Annotated in this window: 18 protein-coding genes and 1 pseudogene; 10 read left to right on the forward strand and 9 right to left on the reverse strand. The window is 74.2% G+C overall.

Going from position 1 to position 19,355, the window contains the following annotated elements; all coding sequences use genetic code 11:
- Positions 1-669: Gfo/Idh/MocA family protein (locus GTW67_RS27205; protein WP_161167425.1), on the reverse strand; the 669-nt coding region annotated here is incomplete at its 3' end.
- A gap of 203 nt (positions 670-872) precedes the next feature.
- On the opposite strand from GTW67_RS27205, the gene GTW67_RS27210 reads away from it, so the two are divergent.
- Positions 873-1,058: a hypothetical protein gene (locus GTW67_RS27210; protein ID WP_161167426.1), complete on the forward strand. Its 186-nt coding sequence runs from the start codon at positions 873-875 to the stop codon at positions 1,056-1,058.
- 85 nt (positions 1,059-1,143) lie between these two features.
- Here GTW67_RS27210 and GTW67_RS27215 read toward each other — a convergent pair whose 3' ends face one another.
- Positions 1,144-2,496 (reverse strand): S1 family peptidase, encoded by a 1,353-nt coding sequence (locus GTW67_RS27215; RefSeq protein WP_161167427.1) that lies wholly within the window; start codon positions 2,494-2,496, stop codon positions 1,144-1,146.
- A gap of 110 nt (positions 2,497-2,606) precedes the next feature.
- On the opposite strand from GTW67_RS27215, the pseudogene GTW67_RS27220 reads away from it, so the two are divergent.
- A pseudogene (locus GTW67_RS27220) lies at positions 2,607-2,738 on the forward strand (pyridoxal phosphate-dependent aminotransferase); the annotation flags it as partial.
- An 88-nt stretch (positions 2,739-2,826) separates the two neighbouring features.
- On the forward strand, positions 2,827-3,213 hold the full coding sequence (locus GTW67_RS27225; RefSeq protein WP_161167428.1) for a PPOX class F420-dependent oxidoreductase: 387 nt from the start codon (positions 2,827-2,829) through the stop codon (positions 3,211-3,213).
- Positions 3,214-3,223: 10 nt separating this feature from the next.
- Here the strand turns inward: GTW67_RS27225 and GTW67_RS27230 are convergent, their stop codons facing one another.
- Positions 3,224-3,652 (reverse strand): zinc ribbon domain-containing protein, encoded by a 429-nt coding sequence (locus tag GTW67_RS27230; protein WP_161167429.1) that lies wholly within the window; start codon positions 3,650-3,652, stop codon positions 3,224-3,226.
- 279 nt (positions 3,653-3,931) lie between these two features.
- Between GTW67_RS27230 and GTW67_RS27235 the strand changes: the two genes are divergently transcribed.
- Both GTW67_RS27235 and GTW67_RS27240 read left to right on the forward strand, forming a co-directional pair.
- Positions 3,932-4,768: an ATP-grasp domain-containing protein gene (locus tag GTW67_RS27235; RefSeq protein ID WP_161167430.1), complete on the forward strand. Its 837-nt coding sequence runs from the start codon at positions 3,932-3,934 to the stop codon at positions 4,766-4,768.
- A 19-nt stretch (positions 4,769-4,787) separates the two neighbouring features.
- Positions 4,788-5,276, forward strand: coding sequence for a flavin reductase family protein (locus GTW67_RS27240; protein WP_161167431.1), 489 nt, complete (start codon positions 4,788-4,790; stop codon positions 5,274-5,276).
- An 8-nt stretch (positions 5,277-5,284) separates the two neighbouring features.
- On the opposite strand, the gene GTW67_RS27245 is transcribed toward GTW67_RS27240, so the two are convergent.
- The 3 genes from GTW67_RS27245 to GTW67_RS27255 form a co-directional block, all read right to left on the reverse strand.
- The gene (locus GTW67_RS27245; protein WP_161167432.1) at positions 5,285-7,705 is read right to left on the reverse strand and encodes a SpoIIE family protein phosphatase; all 2,421 of its coding nucleotides are present in this window, start codon (positions 7,703-7,705) and stop codon (positions 5,285-5,287) included.
- Between the two features lie 145 nt (positions 7,706-7,850).
- On the reverse strand, positions 7,851-8,234 hold the full coding sequence (locus tag GTW67_RS27250) for a hypothetical protein (protein ID WP_202437755.1): 384 nt from the start codon (positions 8,232-8,234) through the stop codon (positions 7,851-7,853).
- Between the two features lie 293 nt (positions 8,235-8,527).
- Complete coding sequence (locus GTW67_RS27255; RefSeq protein ID WP_161167434.1) at positions 8,528-9,445, reverse strand: SIS domain-containing protein; 918 nt, start codon at positions 9,443-9,445, stop codon at positions 8,528-8,530.
- A gap of 195 nt (positions 9,446-9,640) precedes the next feature.
- Here GTW67_RS27255 and GTW67_RS37140 point away from each other — a divergent pair, with 195 nt between their 5' ends.
- Together GTW67_RS37140 and GTW67_RS27260 are read left to right on the forward strand one after the other, a co-directional pair.
- Entirely contained in the window at positions 9,641-9,802 is a 162-nt protein-coding gene (locus GTW67_RS37140; protein ID WP_202437757.1) for a hypothetical protein, read from the forward strand.
- A gap of 92 nt (positions 9,803-9,894) precedes the next feature.
- Positions 9,895-10,296, forward strand: a complete 402-nt coding sequence (locus GTW67_RS27260; RefSeq protein ID WP_161167435.1) for a DUF3662 domain-containing protein — start codon at positions 9,895-9,897, stop codon at positions 10,294-10,296.
- Positions 10,297-10,322: 26 nt separating this feature from the next.
- Here GTW67_RS27260 and GTW67_RS27265 read toward each other — a convergent pair whose 3' ends face one another.
- The 3 genes from GTW67_RS27265 to GTW67_RS37900 are packed head-to-tail and all read right to left on the reverse strand — an operon-like array spanning position 10,323 to position 14,795.
- Positions 10,323-11,951: a phospholipid carrier-dependent glycosyltransferase gene (locus GTW67_RS27265; RefSeq protein ID WP_237519055.1), complete on the reverse strand. Its 1,629-nt coding sequence runs from the start codon at positions 11,949-11,951 to the stop codon at positions 10,323-10,325.
- Between the two features lie 32 nt (positions 11,952-11,983).
- Positions 11,984-12,652: a nucleoside/nucleotide kinase family protein gene (locus tag GTW67_RS27270; protein ID WP_161167437.1), complete on the reverse strand. Its 669-nt coding sequence runs from the start codon at positions 12,650-12,652 to the stop codon at positions 11,984-11,986.
- 31 nt (positions 12,653-12,683) lie between these two features.
- On the reverse strand, positions 12,684-14,795 hold the full coding sequence (locus tag GTW67_RS37900) for a TerD family protein (RefSeq protein WP_237519056.1): 2,112 nt from the start codon (positions 14,793-14,795) through the stop codon (positions 12,684-12,686).
- Positions 14,796-15,039: 244 nt separating this feature from the next.
- Here GTW67_RS37900 and GTW67_RS27280 point away from each other — a divergent pair, with 244 nt between their 5' ends.
- From GTW67_RS27280 to GTW67_RS27290, 3 genes are all read left to right on the forward strand, one after another.
- Positions 15,040-16,551 carry a carotenoid oxygenase family protein gene (locus tag GTW67_RS27280; RefSeq protein WP_161167438.1) on the forward strand — a complete coding sequence of 504 codons (1,512 nt, stop codon included), beginning with the start codon at positions 15,040-15,042 and terminating at the stop codon, positions 16,549-16,551.
- A gap of 60 nt (positions 16,552-16,611) precedes the next feature.
- Positions 16,612-17,352, forward strand: coding sequence for a beta-phosphoglucomutase family hydrolase (locus tag GTW67_RS27285; RefSeq protein WP_161167439.1), 741 nt, complete (start codon positions 16,612-16,614; stop codon positions 17,350-17,352).
- Positions 17,349-19,355, forward strand: a 2,007-nt coding sequence (locus tag GTW67_RS27290) for a glycoside hydrolase family 65 protein (protein ID WP_161167440.1), incomplete at its 3' end; no start/stop codon positions are given. The genes GTW67_RS27285 and GTW67_RS27290, both read left to right, overlap by 4 nt.

Below are 19,355 nucleotides of genomic sequence, written 5' to 3' on the forward strand. Positions count from 1 at the left end.
GAACCGGCTGACCGACCGGTCGAAGACCTCGTCCCCGCGCTCGTCCACCACGCCGATCGCCGAGACGCTCACCGCGTGCGTCCGCCAGGCGCCCAGCACCCCGCCCACCGAGTGCGTCGGGTAGAGCATCGGCGGATAGCTGGCGGTCGACCTCCACTCCTCGCCGCCGCTGTGCCGGTAGGCGTCGTAGAAGCCCAGGTCCATGTCGTGGACGTAGTCGCCCTCGGCGTAGAAGACCCGGCCGAAGGCGCCCTCGGCGATTCGGTCGCGGGCGTGCACGGTGGCCGGGTGGTAGTGACTGGTCTCACCCATCATGTACGTCAGCCCGGTCGCCCGGACCGCGTCGATGATCTCCGCGATCTCCTGGGCGCTGATCGCCATGGGGACCGTCGAATAGACGTGCTTGCCCGCGGCCAGCCCCTGGAGGACCAGCGGGCCGTGGGTCCAACGCTGCGTGAAGATGGCGACGGCGTCGACCGCCGCCGACTCCAGCATCGCCTCGTAGTCGGGGAACGTGCCGGCGAGGCCTTCGGCGGCGGCGAGCCCTTCGGCCCGCTCCGGGATCAGGTCGGTGACGTACACGTCGCTCACTCCGGGATGGGCCAGGAACAGCCTGGCGAACCGGCCGGAGAACTGACCGGCGCCGACGATGCCGAGGGAGAAGGTCATGGCGTGCGTGCCCTTCGCTGGTCGTGGGTGGGCCGGCCCGCCGGGTGACGGCCGACACGTCGACGCCGTACCCGCACACGGGGCATCAGGAACGAACTCGCCGCCGGGTCTTGACAGATGGGAAGATCGACGTGACCAGTAACACGGTCTGATATGTCCGTTTGGCTCGCGATTACTCACATCGTCTTCACGCCCGGCGCCGTATGCTTCACAGCATGTCCACCACTGTTGAGCCCTCCTCCGAGCGATCGGCTGCCGAGGTCAACGAGGAGATCCGGGCCCTGTGGCTCCGGTCGGGCGGGACACTGAGCGTCGAGCAGCGCGAGGAGTACCAGCGGCTCGTCCTGGAGTGGGCCGCCGCGGCCCCCGAGCCGGCGAACGCCGCCTGACCGCCCGAGCCTCCCCGGCGACCCTCGCCATCCGGCCCCGCGCCGCCGAGTGTCCCGCCTCACACAGCCGAGTGTCCCTCGCGACTCACCCCCACGTGGCCGAGTAGTACCGCCGGTACGCCTTGCGGTCCTGCTCGGCCCGCAGCCATCGGGTGCCCGCCAACGCGATCAGGCTGCCCGCGATCACCAGCAGACCCGGGCCGACGTTGCGCCGGTCCGTGAGCCGGGACAGCAGCGTGGCGCCGTCGAGCCCCGTCACCTGCGCCGGCGTGCCCGGCGACGCCGTACCCGGAGCGCCGGCGGCCGCGGGCGGCGCGGCACGCTGCCCCGACCCGTCCGGCGACGAGACGATCATCCGCATGCCGAGCGACGTCAGCGCCTCCGTCACCGGCTGGAAGAACGTCGTACCGCCCTTGGCGCAGTCGCCGCTGCCGCCCGAGGTCACACCGAGCGCGATCCCCTCGGAGAACATCGGGCCTCCGCTGTCCCCGGGTTCGGCGCACACGTTCGTCTGGATGAGGCCGGAGACCGTGCCCTCCGGGTAGTTGACCGTCGCGTCGAGCGCGGTGACCTGACCGTCGCGCAGTCCGCTCGTACTGCCGCTGCGGAACACCCGCTGCCCGACGGCCGCTTCGCCCGTGCCGGTGATCCGCACCCCCTTGCCGTCGCCGACCGCCACCACGCCGGCGCCGTCCCCCGCCCTGCCACCCTCGTACGCCACCAGGGAGAAGTCGTCCCCCGGGAAACTCCCGGCGACCGTCGTCCCGAGCTGCCGGTCGCCCCCGCCGGCGCCGAACCAGACCGACCCCGTCGGCCCGCAGTGACCGGCGGTGAGGATGAAGTCGCTCTTGCCGTCCGTCACGTTGAACCCCGCCGAGCAGCGGCCGGCCGTCGACAGGATCGGCCGCGCCCCGTTCAGCCGCGTCGTGAACGCGCCCTCGGTGCGTTCCATGCGGACGAAACCGCCGATGCCCTCCGCGACCCGGGTCAGCCGTGCCCAGTCGGCCCCGGAGACGGTGCTGTCACCCCGTACCACCACCGCGTTCGACCGGTAGTCGAGGGCCCACGCCGTGCCCGCCACCCGGGGTGCCGAACGCAGCGCGGACGCCGCCGACTTCAGCTCCGTCATGCTGTGCGCGACGACCTGCGCCTCGGCGCCCGCCCGCCGCACCTCGCCGGCCGCCCCGGCGTCGGTGACGGCGACGACCGGGCGCCCGTCGGAGCCGATCCAGTGGCCCGCCGTACGGGAGGCACCGAGGCGGTCCACGAGGGCGCCGCCGGTGCCGGACGCCGGCCCGGCCGACGTGCGCGGGGCGGCCGGTGCGTGTGGAGGCTCGCTCGCCACAGCCCGGGTGACCATCGTGCCGCCCAGCAGGAGTCCGCCGACGGCGGCCAGCCGTGCCACTCGCCGGACGATGCGTCGTCGTGCGTGCCTCATGCGTGCGCTCCCGAACCCGGATACGCGGCGTCACACCGCGGGGGCCGCGGACGTCGAGCGCCCTCCCTCCATACGGGCCCGGGAAGGGCCGCGTTCAGCGCGCCGGCCGGCGCGGCCGGGTGGCACTCAGCCCGGGACCGGACTTCGGCACCGGCGGGGCGGGACACGTCCGGCTCAACCTCGCCACCTCGCCGGAGGTCGTCACGGAGGCGGTACGGAGGATGGCGGCGGCCCTGGCGTGAGCCTGAGGGGCCCCGACGTGAGCCGCGGCGCGCGGACTTGTCGCGTACGGGTAACACGCCCGGGTGGGCGGGCCTAGACTTCCGGACCATGGACGAGGCGTCACTGGCCCGGCTCGGTGCCGGCAAGTACCTGTTGGTCACCAGCTACCGCAAGAACGGCACCCCGGTCGCCACCCCGGTGTGGGTCGTGCGCGACGGGGACGTGCTCGGCGCGTGGACGGCCGCCGACTCCTGGAAGGTCAAGCGCATCCGCAAGCGCGCCGACGTCCTGGTCGGCCCCTGCGACGTGCGGGGCAATCCGACCGGCGACCAGATCCCCGCGACCGCCGAGATCGGCGACGCGGCCACGGCCGGCCGCTACCGCGGGCTCATCGCCCGCAAGTACGGCATCGTCGGCCGGCTCACCCTCCTCGGCAGCCGGCTGCGCCGGGGCCTGGACGGCACCGTGGGGATCACGATCACGCTCACGCCGTGAGCACCCGGGCTCAGGTCCAGGCGCGGTAGGGCTCGTCGACCAGCTGGAAGACCGGCTCGCCCCGCACCGGGTCCTTGGCCGTGGACAGGCGCACCCGGTCCCCGCTGTGGATGCCGATGAGCGGACCGGTCACCCGGCCGCGCACGACGAACCCCTCGGCCATCTCGATCAGCGACACATTGCGCGCCGCGGGGGTGTTGCGGTGCACCACCGTGGTGTGCCGCACCGTCCCCGTGCCCTCGCTGCGCTCCGTGCGCAGATCGCTGCCGCGGCAGACCGGACACAGCAGCCGGTGGAACATCGAGGTGCCGCACCAGGTGCAGCGCTGGAACCAGATGGCCTCGCTCTCCTGGGCCCTGCCCTCCGGACCCTTGGGATCGAGCACGGCCGTCGCGGAGCCGGCTGCCTGCTGAGCGACGCTTCCTGAGGGGTGGTACACGCTGTCAACTCCCTGCACTCGGGCCGGAATCCCGCGTGCGCGATCGCCCGGGCACGCGTGTGCTCGGAGGACCGTGCCACCGTGCACGACGACAGAGTATGGCACCGAGTGCCACGCGTAAAGATGCCGTCTGCCGCCGAATTGCTGGTCTGCGGGGGAGAAGTGCCGTGGTTCGTGGAGAGAATGTGGCACTGAGTGCAGGGGGAAGGGGTGCGGGCCCCGCCTGGCTCTCCGCGGTGCTCACATACGATCACTCGCGATCGACCCGAGGAGTTCCGTATGCCGTCCGCCCGCCCCCGCGTCCTCTACGTCACCGACCTCGCCTATCAGGCCCAGGGGCGGCGCTACTGCGACGAGGACATCTTCCTCACCTCCCGGCTGCGGGAGGGCTTCGACCTGGCCCTGTGCGACCCGCGCGACGCCGCCGCGCTGCTCGACGGCTTCGACGCCGTCGTCGTCCGCAACAGCGGCCCGGTGCTGGGTCACCTGGCCGCGTACGACGCCTTCCGCGAACGGGCGGCCGCCCGCGGCACCCGCGTCTACAACCAGCTCACCGGCCGCGCGGACATGGCCGGCAAGCAGTACCTGCTCGACCTGACGGCCGCCGGACACCCCGTCATCCCCACCGTCGACCGGCCCGAGCACCTGGACCGGCTGCCCGCCGCCGAGGAGTACGTCGTGAAGCCGAAGCTGGGCGCCGACTCCCTGGGGCTGCGGTTCGTCCCGGCGGACCGCGTCCGCGAGGCGGTGCGCGCGGAAGCCGGTCACGTCCTCGTCCAGCCGCGCGTCGACTTCGCCTACGAGGTGTCCTTCTACTTCGTCGACCACGACTTCCAGTACGCCCTCTACGCGCCCGACCCCGCCCGGCGCTGGCGGCTCGAACCCTACGAAGCCACGCCGCGGGACCTGGAGTTCGCACGGCGGTTCATCGAGTGGAACGGCATCGAGCACGGCATCCAGCGCGTCGACGCCTGCCGCGCTCCCGGCGGCGCGCTGCTGCTGGTCGAGCTGGAGGACCTCAACCCGTATCTGTCGCTGGACGTCCTCGACGAGCCGCGCCGGGACGCCTTCGTGGCGGCGACGAAGGCCGCCCTGCACCGCCTGCTCGACGCCTGACGGACCCGGCCCGCCTAGCATGGCCGACATGGACGTGTTTCTCGACCGGCTCGACCCGGACATGTGCGTGGTGACGGCGGCCGCGGACGGGGAGGAGGCGGGCTGCCTGGTCGGCTTCGCCTCCCAGTGCTCCATGGAACCCGTGCGGTTCGTCGTGTGGCTGTCCGAGGTCAACCGGACCTTCCGGGTGGCCGGGTCCGCCGAGTACCTGGCCGTCCACCTGCTCGCCCGCGAACAGCACGCGCTCGCCGAGGTGTTCGGCGGCCAGACCGGCGACGACGTGGACAAGTTCCGGCAGGTCCGCCGGCGCCACGGGTACGGCGGGGCCGTCCTCCTGGAGGACACCGAGGCGTGGTTCGTCGGCCGGGTCGTGGAGCGGACGCCCGGCGGCGACCACGTCGGTTTCGTCCTCGACCCGGTCGAGTGGGGCGGCAGCGGGACGTCCGGCGGGCCGCTGCTGCGGCTCAGCGACGCCCGCACCATCGAGGCCGGCCACCCGGTGGACTGACGTAGCGCCTACGGCCGCCGGGCCGGAGCGTCCGGCACCTGTATGTCCAGGACGCAGACGTCGTCCCGGAGTTCGTCCTCGGGCAGCAGCGCCGCCAGCAGCGGTTCCAGGGTGCCCGCGGTGCCGGCCTCGTGGGCCGCGGCGGCCCGGGCGAGCCGTTCGAGACCCCGGTCGATGCCGTCGGGAGGCCGCTCCACCAGGCCGTCCGTATAGAGGAGGAGACGGTCGCCCGGCTCCAGGAGGCATTCCGCCTCCGCGAAGACCGGGGTGGTGGTCGCCCCCAGCAGGATGCCCTTCGGCCGGTCCAGGTAGCGGGCCTGGCCGGCACGCAGCAGCAGCGGCGGCAGATGACCGGCCTGCGCCCACACCAGCCGGCGCCGCCCGGGCGAGTAGCGGGCCAGGACCATGCTCGCGGTGCCGTGGGCGTCCCGGGAGTGCAGCAGCAGCGTGTTGAGGCGGGCCAGCGCGCCGGTCAGCGAGAACCCCGTGACGACCATGCCCTTGGCGGTGAAGCGCAGCTGGGCCATCGTGGCGACGGCGTCCACACCGTGACCGGCGACGTCCCCGACCACGAACAGGGCGTCCCCGTCCGGGAGTTCTATGGCACTGAACCAGTCACCGCCGACCTGCACGCCCGCCTGCGCGGGAAGGTAGGCGACCTCGACGCGCAGCCCGGCCGGCCGGACGGGGCGCCGGGGCAGGGGCAGCAGCGCGTCCTGCAACCGGGCGGCCAGTGTCCGCTCGGCCAGCAGCACGTCGTGCTGGGTCAGCATCGCCCGCTCGCTCTCGACCAGCGCCAGTTCCGCCCGGCGCCGCGCGGTCAGGTCCTGGACGAAGCCGTGCACCTCGACGGGCGTGCCGTCGGCGTCCGCCACCGCCTCCGCCACGATCCGCAGATGCCGTACACCGGCCGGCGTCCTGGTCCGGAACGGGACGTCGCACGGCCGTCCCTCACGCGTCAGCGCCCGCACGGCGCGGGTCAGCGCGGGCCCGTCGTCCGGCAGGGCGAGGCCGGGCAGGGCGGCGAGGGCGGCCGGGCCGCTCGCGGGATCGCGGCCGAAGATGGCGAAGACCTGGTCGGACCAGGCGGCTTCACGGGTGACCAGGTCCCAGGTCGCCCAGCCGAGGTCGCCCAGGCGTTGCAGATCGGCCAGCCGCCGCTCCTGCCGGTCGGCGGCGTCGTGCCGCACCCACGACAGCACGAGCCCGTCGCCCAGCGGCGCCGCCCGCACCGAGTACTCGGCCGGCTCCGCGGTGCCGTCCGCCACGTCCCGGTTGGCGAACGGCTCGCTCTCGTACGGTTCCCCGGTGGCCAGCGTGCGCAGGCACCCCTGGCGCAGCGGCTCGGCCACCGCGTCCGGCAGCCACCGGTGGAGCCGCCGGCCGACCGGGTCCGTGCCGTCGCCGCCGGCGAACGGCGCGGCGTGCCGGGTCGCGGCGTCGATCCGGAAGTCCTGGACGTGCCCCGAGGGCGTGCGGACCGGCGAGAGCCACACGGCCGCGACCGGCAGGGCGTCGAACACCCGCCGCACGGCCTCGTCGGTGCCGGCCCCGGCGGGCCCGGTGCGTCCGCCGAACGTCCGCAGCCACCCGGCGCACAGGCGGGCGACGGCCCGCAGGCGGTCCCGGTCGCCGGGCGCGAACGGGCGGTCGTCGTGGCGCAGCACCCCGAGGCACACATCGCCCGGCGGCACCGGCAGCCAGGCCTGCGACCGGCCGGGCCCGGACGGATCACCTGCCGGCGGCCACCGTTCGCCGTCCCGCCCGACGTCGTCCAGCCAGCGCGGTTCACCGGAGCGCAGGGCATCCGGTGCGGGCATGCCGCTCCACTGCGACACCTGCCGCCACCGGGAGGCCAGGGAGTCGTCGATCCCGGCGTGGCCGACCAGTTCGAGGCCGCCCGAGGGCAGCCGGGCGTAGAGCACCACCGCGCACGCGCCGACAGCGGGCGCCAGCCGCTCCAGGAGGCACCGGGCGAGTTCGCGCGGGGAGCCGACGCGCACCAGGGTCTCGGCGAGGCCGGCCGGAGCGGCAGGCGAGTCGTCCGCGGGACCGGCGTCGGAGAGGCGCGGGGCGGGCGGTGCGGCCCTGCCGACGAAGCCACCCGGTTTGGTGGCCGGTGCTCCGGCGGGGTCCGGGGCGCGGTCCGTGCCGGGCGGCGGGGGCAGGGTGCCGAGCGTGATCCAGCACTCCTCCAGCAGCGTGCGCCGCTCCGTCCGCGCGCGCCGAGCCAGCGTCTCGCGCGCCGCCTCCGCGGAGACGCCGGTGAGCGCCATCACGGCGCCCTCGGCCCGCGCCACGACGGCCGCCGTGGTGGCGAGGTCGCGCAGCCGGTCGATCTCGGCACGCTGTCCTGCGACGACCCCGGCCAGTGAGGTCAGGTCGGCCGCGGCGCCGGAATCCGTCGGCGTGGCGTGCTCGCTCGTCACGCGACGAGCATGGCACACGGACCGGGGTTCGACGGCCGCTCGTCGGCAGAAGATTCCCTTCCCGTCCCCGCGGCGAGGGGCGGACGTCCGCCGGCCGCCTCGGGCGCGTTCCCGGCCGGGTGGCCCCGGGCGTCGCGGGCGGGGGTCAGCGCCCGGCCGCACCCCGCTCGGTCAGGGCCTCGGTGACCGCGCGCACGCTGCGCGCGATGTGCTGCAACTGCCCGAGCTCCGCCAGATACAGCTTGATGGTGTGCTCGATGACCGACTCGGGCAGGCCGAGCCGCGGCAGATCGGCCCGGGCCGTCTGGAGGGCGGTACGGGCCACCCGGAGCTCGTGCTGGACCTGGATCTGCGCGTGGCGGGCGAGCAGGACGGGGTGCCGGAGCAGCGCCGGGTAGCCGGCGTAGCGGGCCGGCACCAGCTCGCGCAGCCACTTGACCGCCGAGCGCTCCCAGTCGTAGGTGCCGGGGCTCTTGACCTGGCACGGCCAGTCCGGGCTGATGCGCGTGGTCGTCAGGGGCATGATCATCGCTTCCGGGTGTGCGGCGTCGACGGGGTGCTGCGACGTTGTGGGGCGGCCCCGGCCTAGGGGAGGACCGGGACCGCCGCGGGCGCTCGCGCAGGCGATGCCCGACCGAACACCCCGGGGCGCGCCGGAGCGGGTAGGAATCGGCGGCCAGGATGTTCGCGCAGGTGGACGCGGTCCGGGCGTCCGGGCCGCGATCCGTGAGCAGTATTTATATATGCCATCCGCTTTGCAAGACGTATGAAAACATTCATGCCTGCTGGAGCCGGTGGCCGGGCACGTCCCGCGGGGCGGGCTCAGTCCCGCAGGAAGAACTGGTGCTGCTCGGCGATCTGCTCGTACTCCTCCAGCCGGGCCTGCGTCCGTTCCGGGTCGGCGTCCGTCATGGCCTGGAGCAGCGCCGCGCACATCACGCCGGGCGCCGCGTACGAGTCGAAGACCAGCCGCGACCCCGTGCCGGTGGCGAAGGTGATGTCGGCCTCGTCGACCACCGGACCGAGCGCCAGGTCGGTGATCAGCGCCACCTTCAGCCCGGCCCCGCGGGCCACCCGGACCGCGTTGAGGGTCTCCTGGGCGTGCCGGGGCAGGGAGAAGGCCAGCACCCAGGTGCCGCCCGCCTCCCGGGACTGGAGCAGGGCGTCGTAGGCGACGCTGCCGCCGCGGGTGACCAGCCTGACGTCGGGGTGGACCCGGCGGGCGGCGTAGGCGAAGTACTCGGCGAGGGACACGGAGATCCGCAGCCCGAGGACGGTCAGCGGCGCCGACGCGGCCAGTTTCCGGCCGGTGTCGATGACCTGCCCGGGGTCGGCGAAGTCGCGCCGCAGGTTCTCCAGGTTCTCGATCTCGGCGTCCACGGCCGCCTGGAGCTCGTTGCCGCCGTTCTCCTCGGCCGGGGTGCCGCCGCGGCCGCCCAGCGCGATCGACTGGAGCCGCTCCCGCAGCGCCGGGTAGCCGCTGAAGCCGACCGCCGACGCGAACCGGGTCACCGACGGCTGGCTCACGCCCACCCGGTCGGCGAGGTCCGTGATCGACAGGAACGCCGCCTCGGTGAGGTTCTCGATCAGGTACTGGGCGATGCGCCGCTGGCCCGGGGAGAGCCGGGGGCGGTCGAACAGCGTCCTCAGCTGGGACGTGGGGGAGACCTCCGTCTCGGGGGCCGTCCGCCCCGAGGAGATCGCCGATGCCTGTGCGCGTGCCTGCTGCGGCGATGGCACGGGTGCGCCTCCTCTGTCGTCTCCCACGGAGGTCAACATAGCCCACCGGCCGCGCACATCAGGGCGTCGTCCAGGGCGGTCGGGGGCCCCGCGCGGGAGGCGTCACGCTCCCCGGGGGGATAGCACCGCGCCGGGCGGGAACCCGCCGTCACGGAAGACCGAACCACCCGCCGCCAGCGACGAGGAGCCGCCGCCATGACCGTCCCGGAAGAGAACCGGCCGAAGACCGACACCACCGACGACGTTCTCGACCAGCGCGACGAGAACGCCCCGCGGCAGCCCGGCGGCACCGGCCGGACCATGCGCGAGGCCCTCGAAGAGGCCCATGTGCGCCCCGACGACTACGACGAGGAATGACCGCACCGCGGCCACGCGCCGACCGCGCGTCCCCCCAGGGCGTCCGGCCCTGAAAGGCATCCGATCCCCGAACATCCGGCAGGTGACACCGCATGGGCGCCATCAGCGCGCTGGAGAAGGCTCTGGAGAACCGTTGGGAAGCGCTGTGGGCGCGGGTCGTCGACAAGGATCCCGTCGAGATCCTCGACGCCCTGCGCACCGAGTGCGACAGCAACGCCGTGGTCTGCGCCGAAGGCCGGGTCATGGTCCCCAACGCCTACGACGTCGAACTCGCCGAGGTCGTCCACGAGGAACTGGCACGCCATGACGGCAGGGTGGGCCAGGTGCTCACCGACAGCCTGGTCCGGCACGCCGAGCGGCGCGGCTACGAGTGGGCGGGCCCGCTTGCGGTGCACGTCGGCAAGTCCGCCGACGTGCCCAACGGCCGCTACCGCGTGGCGAGCGGCGTGCTGCCCCACGTCAGCGCCGAGGGCTTCCCGAGCGCGGCGACCTGAGGACGCGGGCGCGCGGCCCGCGCCCGTCAGCGGCGGTAGACCGTGATCGAGTGACCGACGTCGTCGACGGGCCGGCTGCTGTCGATCAGCGCGGCCAGCCGCCCGGTCGCCTTGGCCGCCGCGGAGTCCGACACGACCAGCAGCCCGCGCACCTCACGCGCGGGCACCGAGCGCGGGTCGGCCGCCTCGATGCCGTAGTGGGACGGCACGCCGCTGCCCTTGTAGACCAGCCAGACCCGCTCGCCCGGGTAGCGCTCGCGCAGCCGGTCGGCGAGCCTGCCCAGGTCCTGCCCCCAGTCCACGGCCGAGTCGTGCAGCAGCAGCCGGGTCCGGGCGGGTCCGCCGAACGCCTCGTTGGCGTACGGCAGGTAGTACGGGTACGTCCGCACCGAGCTGACCGCGACGAACGCCACCAGCGCGAGCGTCACGGCCGGCGCCCACCGCACCCGCGCCGCCAGGACGCATCCCGCCGCGACCGCGAGGAACATCGGCAGGAACAGCGCGTACCGGGTGCCGAAGTTCCGCGAGCCCGCCATCGCGGACGCCAGCAGCACGGCGGCCGGCAGCAGCAGGTACGGCGCGGCCGGCCGCAGCCGGCGTACCGCCAGCACGGCGGCCGATCCGGCGGCCCACAGGACGAGCGCACCCAGCGGCGTCTTCACCAGCAGCGCGGCCGGCAGGTAGTACCACAGCGAGCCCGTGTACAGCCGGCCGAACAGGAAGCCCTGCCACGGGTGGCGCTCCAGGCCGAACTGGAGCCGCATCCCGTCCCGGTAGGCCTCCGGGAACGGCAGCAGGTCCACCAAGGCCCCCTTGAGGCCGGGCACGCCGGGCGGCGGCGGCCCGGCCGCCCCGCGCAGCCGCGGATCGACCACCAGGTACGCGGCCCACACGACGGCGACCGCGCTCACCGCCACGACGACGGCGCCCGCCGCCGCCCGTACCGCCGCCCTGCGCCCGCGCACCCGGGCCGCCGTCGACAGGGCGGCCAGGCCCAGCAGCACCGGCACCGCTGGCAGGGTGCTCGCCCTGGTCGCCAGGGCGGCCCCCAGCGCGAGGCCGGCGAGCGGCAGATACAGCCGGGGACGGCGCCGGGCGCGCCACAGCAGCCACACCGACGTCAGCACGAACCCGGCGGCGGGCGCGTCGAGGGTGGCGAGCGAACCGTGGGCGACGACGTCGGGGGAGAAGGCGTACAGGGCGAGCGCCGCCAACCCGCCCGCCCGGCCCGCCAGTTCACGGGCGAACGCGAACACGACCAGCCCGCACAGCAGGGTCAGCGCCATCACCGGGAGCCGCGCCCAGAGCATCAGCCGCCAGGGGTCGTTGCCCGACTCGTACAGCAGATGCCGCCCCCAGGCGCTCTGGCCGCCCTCGAAGGAGGCGTCGACGCGCGGACCGGCGAGCGCGACGCCCACCCCGATCACCAGCTTGCCCAGCGGCGGGTGTTCGGGGTTGAGGCGCAGCCGGTGCTCGCGCAGGTAGTCGACGCCGGCCCCCACGTACACGGGTTCGTCGATCGTCGGCGTCTGCTGGACCGCCGTGGTCACCATCGCGAAGGCCAGCTGGGCGAGCAGCACGGCCACGAGCACCGGCACCGCCCACGGCCCCGCGCACCGGCGCCAATGGGGCTGCGGCCGCTCCTCGTCCGTCATGCCCATCGGTACGTCGCGCGGCGCGGCGGGGTTCAGCGCGGCGGGCGGGGCAGTGCCGGCTCCGGTACGACGAGGTCGGCGCGGTCGCGGGTCGCGGCCACCAGGTCGGCGTTGCGCTGGTCGGTGCCCCGCACCCACGCCTCCGCGGCCTCGTGGGACTTGCCGAACTCCTCGTGCCGGGCCACCAGTCGGCGGATCCGCTCCTCCTCGGGCACCTCGCAGAACCACACCTCGTCGAGCCGGGACCGCACCCGCGGCCACGCGCCGGTGCCGAGCAGGAGGTAGTTGCCCTCCGTCACGACCAGCCGGGCCGCCGGCGGCACCGGGACGGCCCCGGCGAGCGGCTGCTCCAGCACCCGCTCGAAGCCGGGCGCGTAGACCGTGTCGCCGTCCCCGTCCCCGTCCCCCTCCTCGCGCAGCCGGCGCAGCAGTGCCGCGTACCCGGCCGCGTCGAAGGTGTCCGGCGCGCCCTTGCGGTCCCGGCGGCCGAGCCGGTCCAACTCGGCGTCGGCCAGGTGGAATCCGTCCATCGGGACGTGCGCGGCCCAGGCCCCGCCCGCCCCGTTCAGCTCCCGCACCAGCGCCTCGGCGAGCGTCGACTTCCCGGCGCCCGGGCTCCCGGCGATGCCGAGGACCGCGCGCCGTCCGCCACGCGGGAGGGAACGGGCCCGGGCGAGCAGGTCGTCGAAAGTCAGCGGCACACCGCAGAGTGTGCCACCCGGGCGAGCGCGCTCACCCCCGGGGCTCCAGGGCCCAGCGGCCGGACGTCCGGATCTGGAGGTACCCGCTCGGAACGCGCTGGAGACCGGAGGCCGTACTGATCCGGCGCACCGGTTCCAGGCGTTCGTCCAGCTCCCACAGCACCGGCAGCGTGGCCCCGCCGAGCGCGTCGTGCTGGACCATCACCTCGGCCTCGGGTCCGGCGTTCCGTACGACTCCGTAGCCCTGTCCCTCGACCGGCGCCCGGTCCAGGACCGGCACGGTGGCCAGGCCGGCCGGTTCGATCCGCCAGCCGGTCTCGTCGGTGGTCCACACCTGCACGTAGCAGTGGCCCGCCTGCGTCACCCACAGCGGCCCGGTGACCGGGCGGCGGCGCTTGGTGTCGGCGGAGACCTTCGACCGGCCGTCGGCCTGGACCGTGCGGGTCGTCACCACCTGGTCGCCGGAGACGGTCCGGCACAGGCCGAGCAGCGCGGGCGGCCCCTCGTAGCGGAAGACCGTGCTGCCCCGTCCCTCGGCCGGCCCCGTGAGCAGGGGCGCCTGCTCCACTGGCAGCAGGCGCAGGCTCCAGTCGCCCACGTCCGCCAGCCGCAGCCGCACCTGCGGCTCGCCCTTGGTGAACAGCAGGGTGCGGCCGTGCGCCCCGTGGCGGTAGCCCTGGACCAGGTCCTCCTCGTCGTCGTACTCGTCGACCAGCACCAGCCGGTGGCCGAGACCGCCGTCGGAGCCCGGGCAGGCGTACTCCAGCAGGGCCGGCCGTCCCGGCGTCGGGTTGACCAGCGTGAGCGTCTTCTCACCACGTCCCGTGTGGACGCCGTCGGCCTGCGCCGTGGCCGTGCCGGGCGTGTGCAGGGGGCGGGCGTCGAGCTGCCAGGCGCCGTCGGCCTCCAGGAGCAGCAGGAGCGGGCCGTCGGCGATCGGGACCGTCTGCCGCAGCCGGTCGGTGTCGTTGACCAGCAGGTCACGGTCGTCGAGGTCGTGCAGGCGCGACGCCTCCAGGCTCCACAGGCCGAAGTATCCGCCGCCGTCCTCGTCGCCGGCGAAGTCCACGTCCAGGTCGGCCACGGGCCCGGTGTAGGCGACGACCTCGGGGCCGTAGCCGTGCAGAGGGCCGGGCCCCAGGTGGCGCAGCACCGACAGGGGCTGCACGAGCACCGTCCAGTCGTTGTCCGCCTCGACGCGCAGCCGCAGGGGGCGGTCCTTGGGGGGCTGGACCAGGACGCGGCAGCGGAAGTCGCGCAGGGTGGAGTTGGCCAGCAGGTCGTCGTCCTTGTTGCGGCGGTTGAGGGTGTGCATGCCGAAGTAGCCCTCGCCCTGGTGCCAGGCCTCGACGACGACCGGCCCCGGCGGCAGGGGCGCGTCCACGGAGACCACGCCGTTGCCCTGCCCGCGCTGGGTGTACGGGGGGAACTCGGGGCCGAGGGAGCGCGGCGCGGCGTCCACCGGTGCGGCGACGGGGCTGGTCACCGGGGGCGGGGCGGCGAAGGCGGCGGCCGTCGGGGCGAAGGCCGGGGCGGGCGGGGCGATCGCGGGTGCGGGTGCGGGTGCGGGGGTCGGGAAGGGGACGGCGGCGGTCGGGGCGGCGGCCGGCGGGGCCGGTTCCGCGACGGCTATGCCGAAGTCCGTGGCCAGTCCCGCCAGTCCCGACGCGTATCCCTGGCCCACCGCCCGGAACTTCCACTGCCCGTTCCTGCGGTAGAACTCCCCGAGCACGAACGCCGTCTCGTTCCGCGCGTCGCTCACCGTGTAGTGCGCCACCACCATGCCCTCGGCCGTCAGGGCCTGCACATGCAGCCCGGGCACCTGACCGAAGACCCCGCCGTCGCAGGACCCGGCGATCAGCACCCGCTGGACGGAGGGCTCCACCCGCGGCAGGTCCACTTCCAGCCACTCGGCGAGCTGTCCGCCCCCTTCGGCGGTGCCCGCGTGGCGTACGGCCCCCGACGGGTGCGCGGGCTGGTTGTAGAAGACGAGGTCGGCGTCGCCGCGTACCTTGCCGGCGGCGTCGAGCAGCAGGGCGGAGGCGTCCACGGCCGGCGCCCCGGGGACGTGCTGCCGACAGACCGCGACCCGCAGAAGAGCAGCGGGGACAGGGGTGTTGGCGCCCTTGGTGATGTGCGTCATGAGGCACATGGTGACAGTGAAGAAGCTGTGCAGTCGATGGGAGGGTCAAGTGGAGGCCGGTACTCCGAAAGGCCGCCGCCGCGGTGGGCGCCGGTGCCGGGGGTGGTACCGGGGGGTGGTGCCGGCACCACCCCCCGATCGGGGTGCTGGGCCGACTGCCTCGCGGGCGGCCACGGAGGAGAGTTGGCCTCGTCACCAGGAGCCCGGCACAGGCCGGGCACCGACAGGGGAACGGGGACGTGTGATGGCCGGTCATACACGGCGGAGGATTCTCGGGGGCGCCGCTGCCGCAGCGGCGGGCAGTGTGGTCGGCAGCGGTCTCGGGCTCGGCCCCTCCACGGCCCCGGCACAGGCCGGCACCCCGGCGGGGCGGGGCGGCGCGACCGGGGAGAGGCCGTTCCTGTCGGGGGCCTTCGCCCCGGTCACCGAGGAACTGACCGCCTTCGGCCTGGAGGTGACCGGCCGTATCCCGCACGACCTGGACGGCCGCTACCTGCGCAACGGCCCCAACGCGCTGGGCCTGGAGGACGTCCGCGCCCACCACTGGATGCTCGGCGACGGAATGGTGCACGGAGTCCGGCTGCGCGGCGGACGGGCGGAGTGGTACCGCAACCGCTGGGTGCGCTCCTCCCAGGTGAGGGCGAAGCTGGGGGAGGCCCCGCCCGGCCAGGTGCCCCCGGACGACTTCGCCTGCAACACGCACGTGATCCCGTACAAGGGCCGCATCCTCGCGATGCAGGAGGGCGGGCCGCTGCCCTACGAGCTGGACGGCGAGCTGGGCACCGTCCGCCCGTACGACTTCCGCGCCACCCTCGAAGGCGCCTTCACCGCGCACACCAAGTACGACGCCGCGGCCGACGAGCTGCACGCCGTCGCGTACCACCCCACGTGGGACCACGTGCGGCACATCGTGATCGACCGGACGGGCCGGGTGGCGCGGACCACGCGCGTCCCCGTCGCGGACGCGCCGATGATGCACGACTTCGCCCTTACCGGGAAGTACGTCGTGATCGTGGACGTACCGATCACCTTCGACGGCGCCGCCGCCGAGGCGGGCGCGGTGGTGCCGTACATCTGGAACGACCGGCACCCCATGCGCATCGGACTGCTGCCCCGCGCCGGCGGCACCGCACGCTGGTTCGAGACCGACCCGGTCTACTACTCGCACACCCTCAACGCCTACGACCAGGGCGACACCGTCGTGGTCGAGTACACCGGGTTCCCGGCCCCCTTCCACGTCGCCGGGCGCGGCATGGGCGGGCCCTCCGCGACCGGCTCCCCGACGCTCGACCGCTGGGTGGTCGACCTGCGCGCCGGCCGGGTGCGCGGCAGCCGGCTGGACGACCGCCCGCAGGAGTTCCCCCGCATCAACGAATCCCTGGTCTCGCGCCGCCACCGCTACGCCTACACCGCGAGCACGGCCGAGATGTGGCGGGCGTACGAGGCCGCCGACGGGGTGTGGCCGGACGAGAAGTTCAGCAACCACCTGGTCAAGCACGACATGCTGCGGGGCGGCAGGCAGCTCCACCGCTTCCCCCGGGACGCGGCGGTCAGCGAGCCGGTGTTCGTGCCGCGGCGCGGCGCGCGGGACGAGGACGACGGCTACGTCCTGGCGTACGTGAACGACCCCGGGCGTGGCGCCACCGACCTGGTCGTCCTCGCGGCCCAGGACTTCGGTAGCCGGCCGCTGGCCCGCGTCCACCTGCCCGGCCGCGTGCCGCTCGGTTTCCACGGCAGCTGGATCGCGGACGCCTGAGCCCGGCCTGTGGCACGTACCACCCGATGGGACGCGCCCCGACGGGGAACTGTGTCGGGTATGAGTACGCAGCTCGGACTTCCCGACGACATCCAGGCCTGCCTCTTCGACCTCGACGGGGTCGTCACCAAGACGGCGGTGGTGCACGCCGCCGCCTGGAAGGAGACGTTCGACGCCTTCCTGCGCGAGCGGGACGGCACGGACTTCCGGCCGTTCACCGACTCCGACTACGACGAGTACGTCGACGGCCGACCCCGCGCGGACGGGGTGCGCACCTTCCTCGCCTCGCGCGGCGTCGAACTGCCCGAGGGCGGCCCCGACGACCCGCCGGACGCGCAGACGGTCAACGGGGTCGGCAACCGCAAGAACGAGCTGGTCCTGGAGAAGATCCGCACCGAGGGCGTCCAGGCCTACGACGGCACCCTGCGCTACATCGACGCGGTCCGCGCGGCCGGGCTCGCCACCGCGATCGTCTCCTCCAGCGCCAACACCGTCGACGTCCTGCGCTCCATCGACGCCGAGCGCCTGTTCGACGCGCGGATCGACGGCGTGGTGGCGCGCGAGCGGAAACTGCCGGGCAAACCCCGCCCGGACACCTTCCTGGCCGCCGCCCGCGACCTCGGCGTCGAGCCGTCCCGCGCCGCCGTCTTCGAGGACGCCCTCGCCGGCATGGACGCCGGCCGCTCCGGGCACTTCGGCTACGTCGTCGGCGTCGACCGCGTCGGCCAGACCGACGCCCTGTACGCCCACGGCGCCGACCGCGTCGTCAAGGACCTCGCCGAACTCGGAGGCCACGCGTGATCACCAACCGGACCTACGCCGTCGAGCCCTGGTCGGTGCGCGAGACCTCGCTCAACCTCGACCTCCTCGCCCAGAGCGAGTCCGTCTTCGCCCTCTCCAACGGGCACGTCGGCTGGCGCGGCAACCTCGACGAGGGCGAACCCCACGGACTGCCCGGCAGCTACCTCAACGGCGTGCACGAACTGCACCCGCTGCCCTACGCCGAGGCCGGCTACGGCTATCCCGAGTCCGGGCAGACCGTCATCAACGTCACCAACGGCAAGCTGCTGCGGCTGCTGGTCGACGACGAGCCGTTCGACCTGCGCTACGGACGGCTGGTCAAGCACGAACGCACTCTCGACCTGCGGCGCGGTGTGCTGGAGCGGGTCTGCGAGTGGACCTCGCCGGCCGGCACGACCATCCGGGTGCGCTCCACCCGGCTGGTCTCCCTCACCCAGCGGGCCATCGCCGCCGTCGAGTACGAGGTGGAGCCCGTCGACAGCCGGACCCGGGTGGTCATCCAGTCCGAGCTGGTCAGCAACGAGAGCCTGCCCGACCCGGACGGCGACCCGCGCACCGCCAAGGCGCTGAAGTCCCCGCTGGAGCCGGAGGAGGACCTGGCGGCCGGCTCCCGGCTGCGCCTGGTCCACCGCACCCGCCGCAGCGGCCTCAGGGTCGCCGTGGCCGCCGACCACGTCGTCGACGGGCCCGACCAGACCACCACCAGCAGCGAGAGCAACGAGGACGTCGCCCGCCTGACCATCACCTCCGTGCTGGAGCCGGGCCAGCGGCTGCGCGTGCAGAAGACGGTCGCCCACGGCTGGTCCGGCGCCCGCTCCCGGCCCGCGATGAGCGACCAGGTCGAGGCGGCGCTGGCCGCCGCCGGGCACAGCGGCTGGGACGGGCTGGTGGCCGAGCAGCGCGCCTACCTCGACGACTTCTGGGCCCGGGCCGACGTCGAGGTGCACGGCGACGAGGAGATCCAGCAGGCCGTCCGCTTCGCCCTGTTCCATGTGCTCCAGGCCGGCGCCCGCGCCGAGCAGCGGGCCATCCCCGCCAAGGGACTGACCGGTTCCGGATACGACGGACACGCGTTCTGGGACACCGAGATGTTCGTGCTGCCCGTGCTGACCTACACCGAGCCCAGGGCCGTCGCCGAGGCGCTGCGCTGGCGCCGGGACACGCTGCCCGCCGCCCGGGACCGCGCCACCCAGCTGGGCCTGCGCGGAGCCGCGTTCCCGTGGCGGACCATCGACGGCTCGGAGGGCTCCGCCTACTGGCCGGCGGGCACGGCCGCCTTCCACGTGGGCGCCGACATCGCGCACGCGGTGGTGCGGTACGTGGCGGCGACCGGCGACACCGACTTCGAACGGGAGACGGGCCTGGAGCTCCTGGTGGAGACCGCCCGGCTGTGGCGGTCCCTCGGCCACCACGACCACCACGGCGTCTTCCACATCGACGGCGTCACCGGACCCGACGAGTACAGCGCCATCACCGACGACAACACGTACACCAACCTCATGGCGCGCTCCAACCTCCTCACCGCCGCCGACGCCTGCGAACGCCACCCCGACCACGCGTCCCGGCTCGGCGTCGACGACGAGGAGAGCGCCGCCTGGCGGGACGCCGCCGAGAGCGTGCACATCCCGTACAACGACGAACTGCGCGTCCACGAGCAGCACGCCGGATTCACCCGCCACCAGCGCTGGGACTTCGCGCACACCGGCGCGGACCAGTACCCGCTGATGCTGCACTTCCCCTACTTCGACCTGTACCGCAAGCAGGTCATCAAGCAGTCCGACCTGGTCCTCGCGATGTACACCTGCGGCAGCTGGTTCGAGGAGCACTGCGACGAGGACCAGATCGCCCGCAACTTCGCCTACTACGAGCCGCTGACCGTGCGGGACTCGTCCCTGTCCGCGTGCTGCCAGGCCGTCGTCGCCGCCCAGACGGGCCATCTGCGCCTCGCCTACGACTACGCGGCCGAGGCCGCCCTGATGGACCTGGCCGACCTGGAGCACAAC

Source organism: Streptomyces sp. SID5910 (assembly GCF_009862125.1).
Lineage (GTDB): Bacteria > Actinomycetota > Actinomycetes > Streptomycetales > Streptomycetaceae > Streptomyces.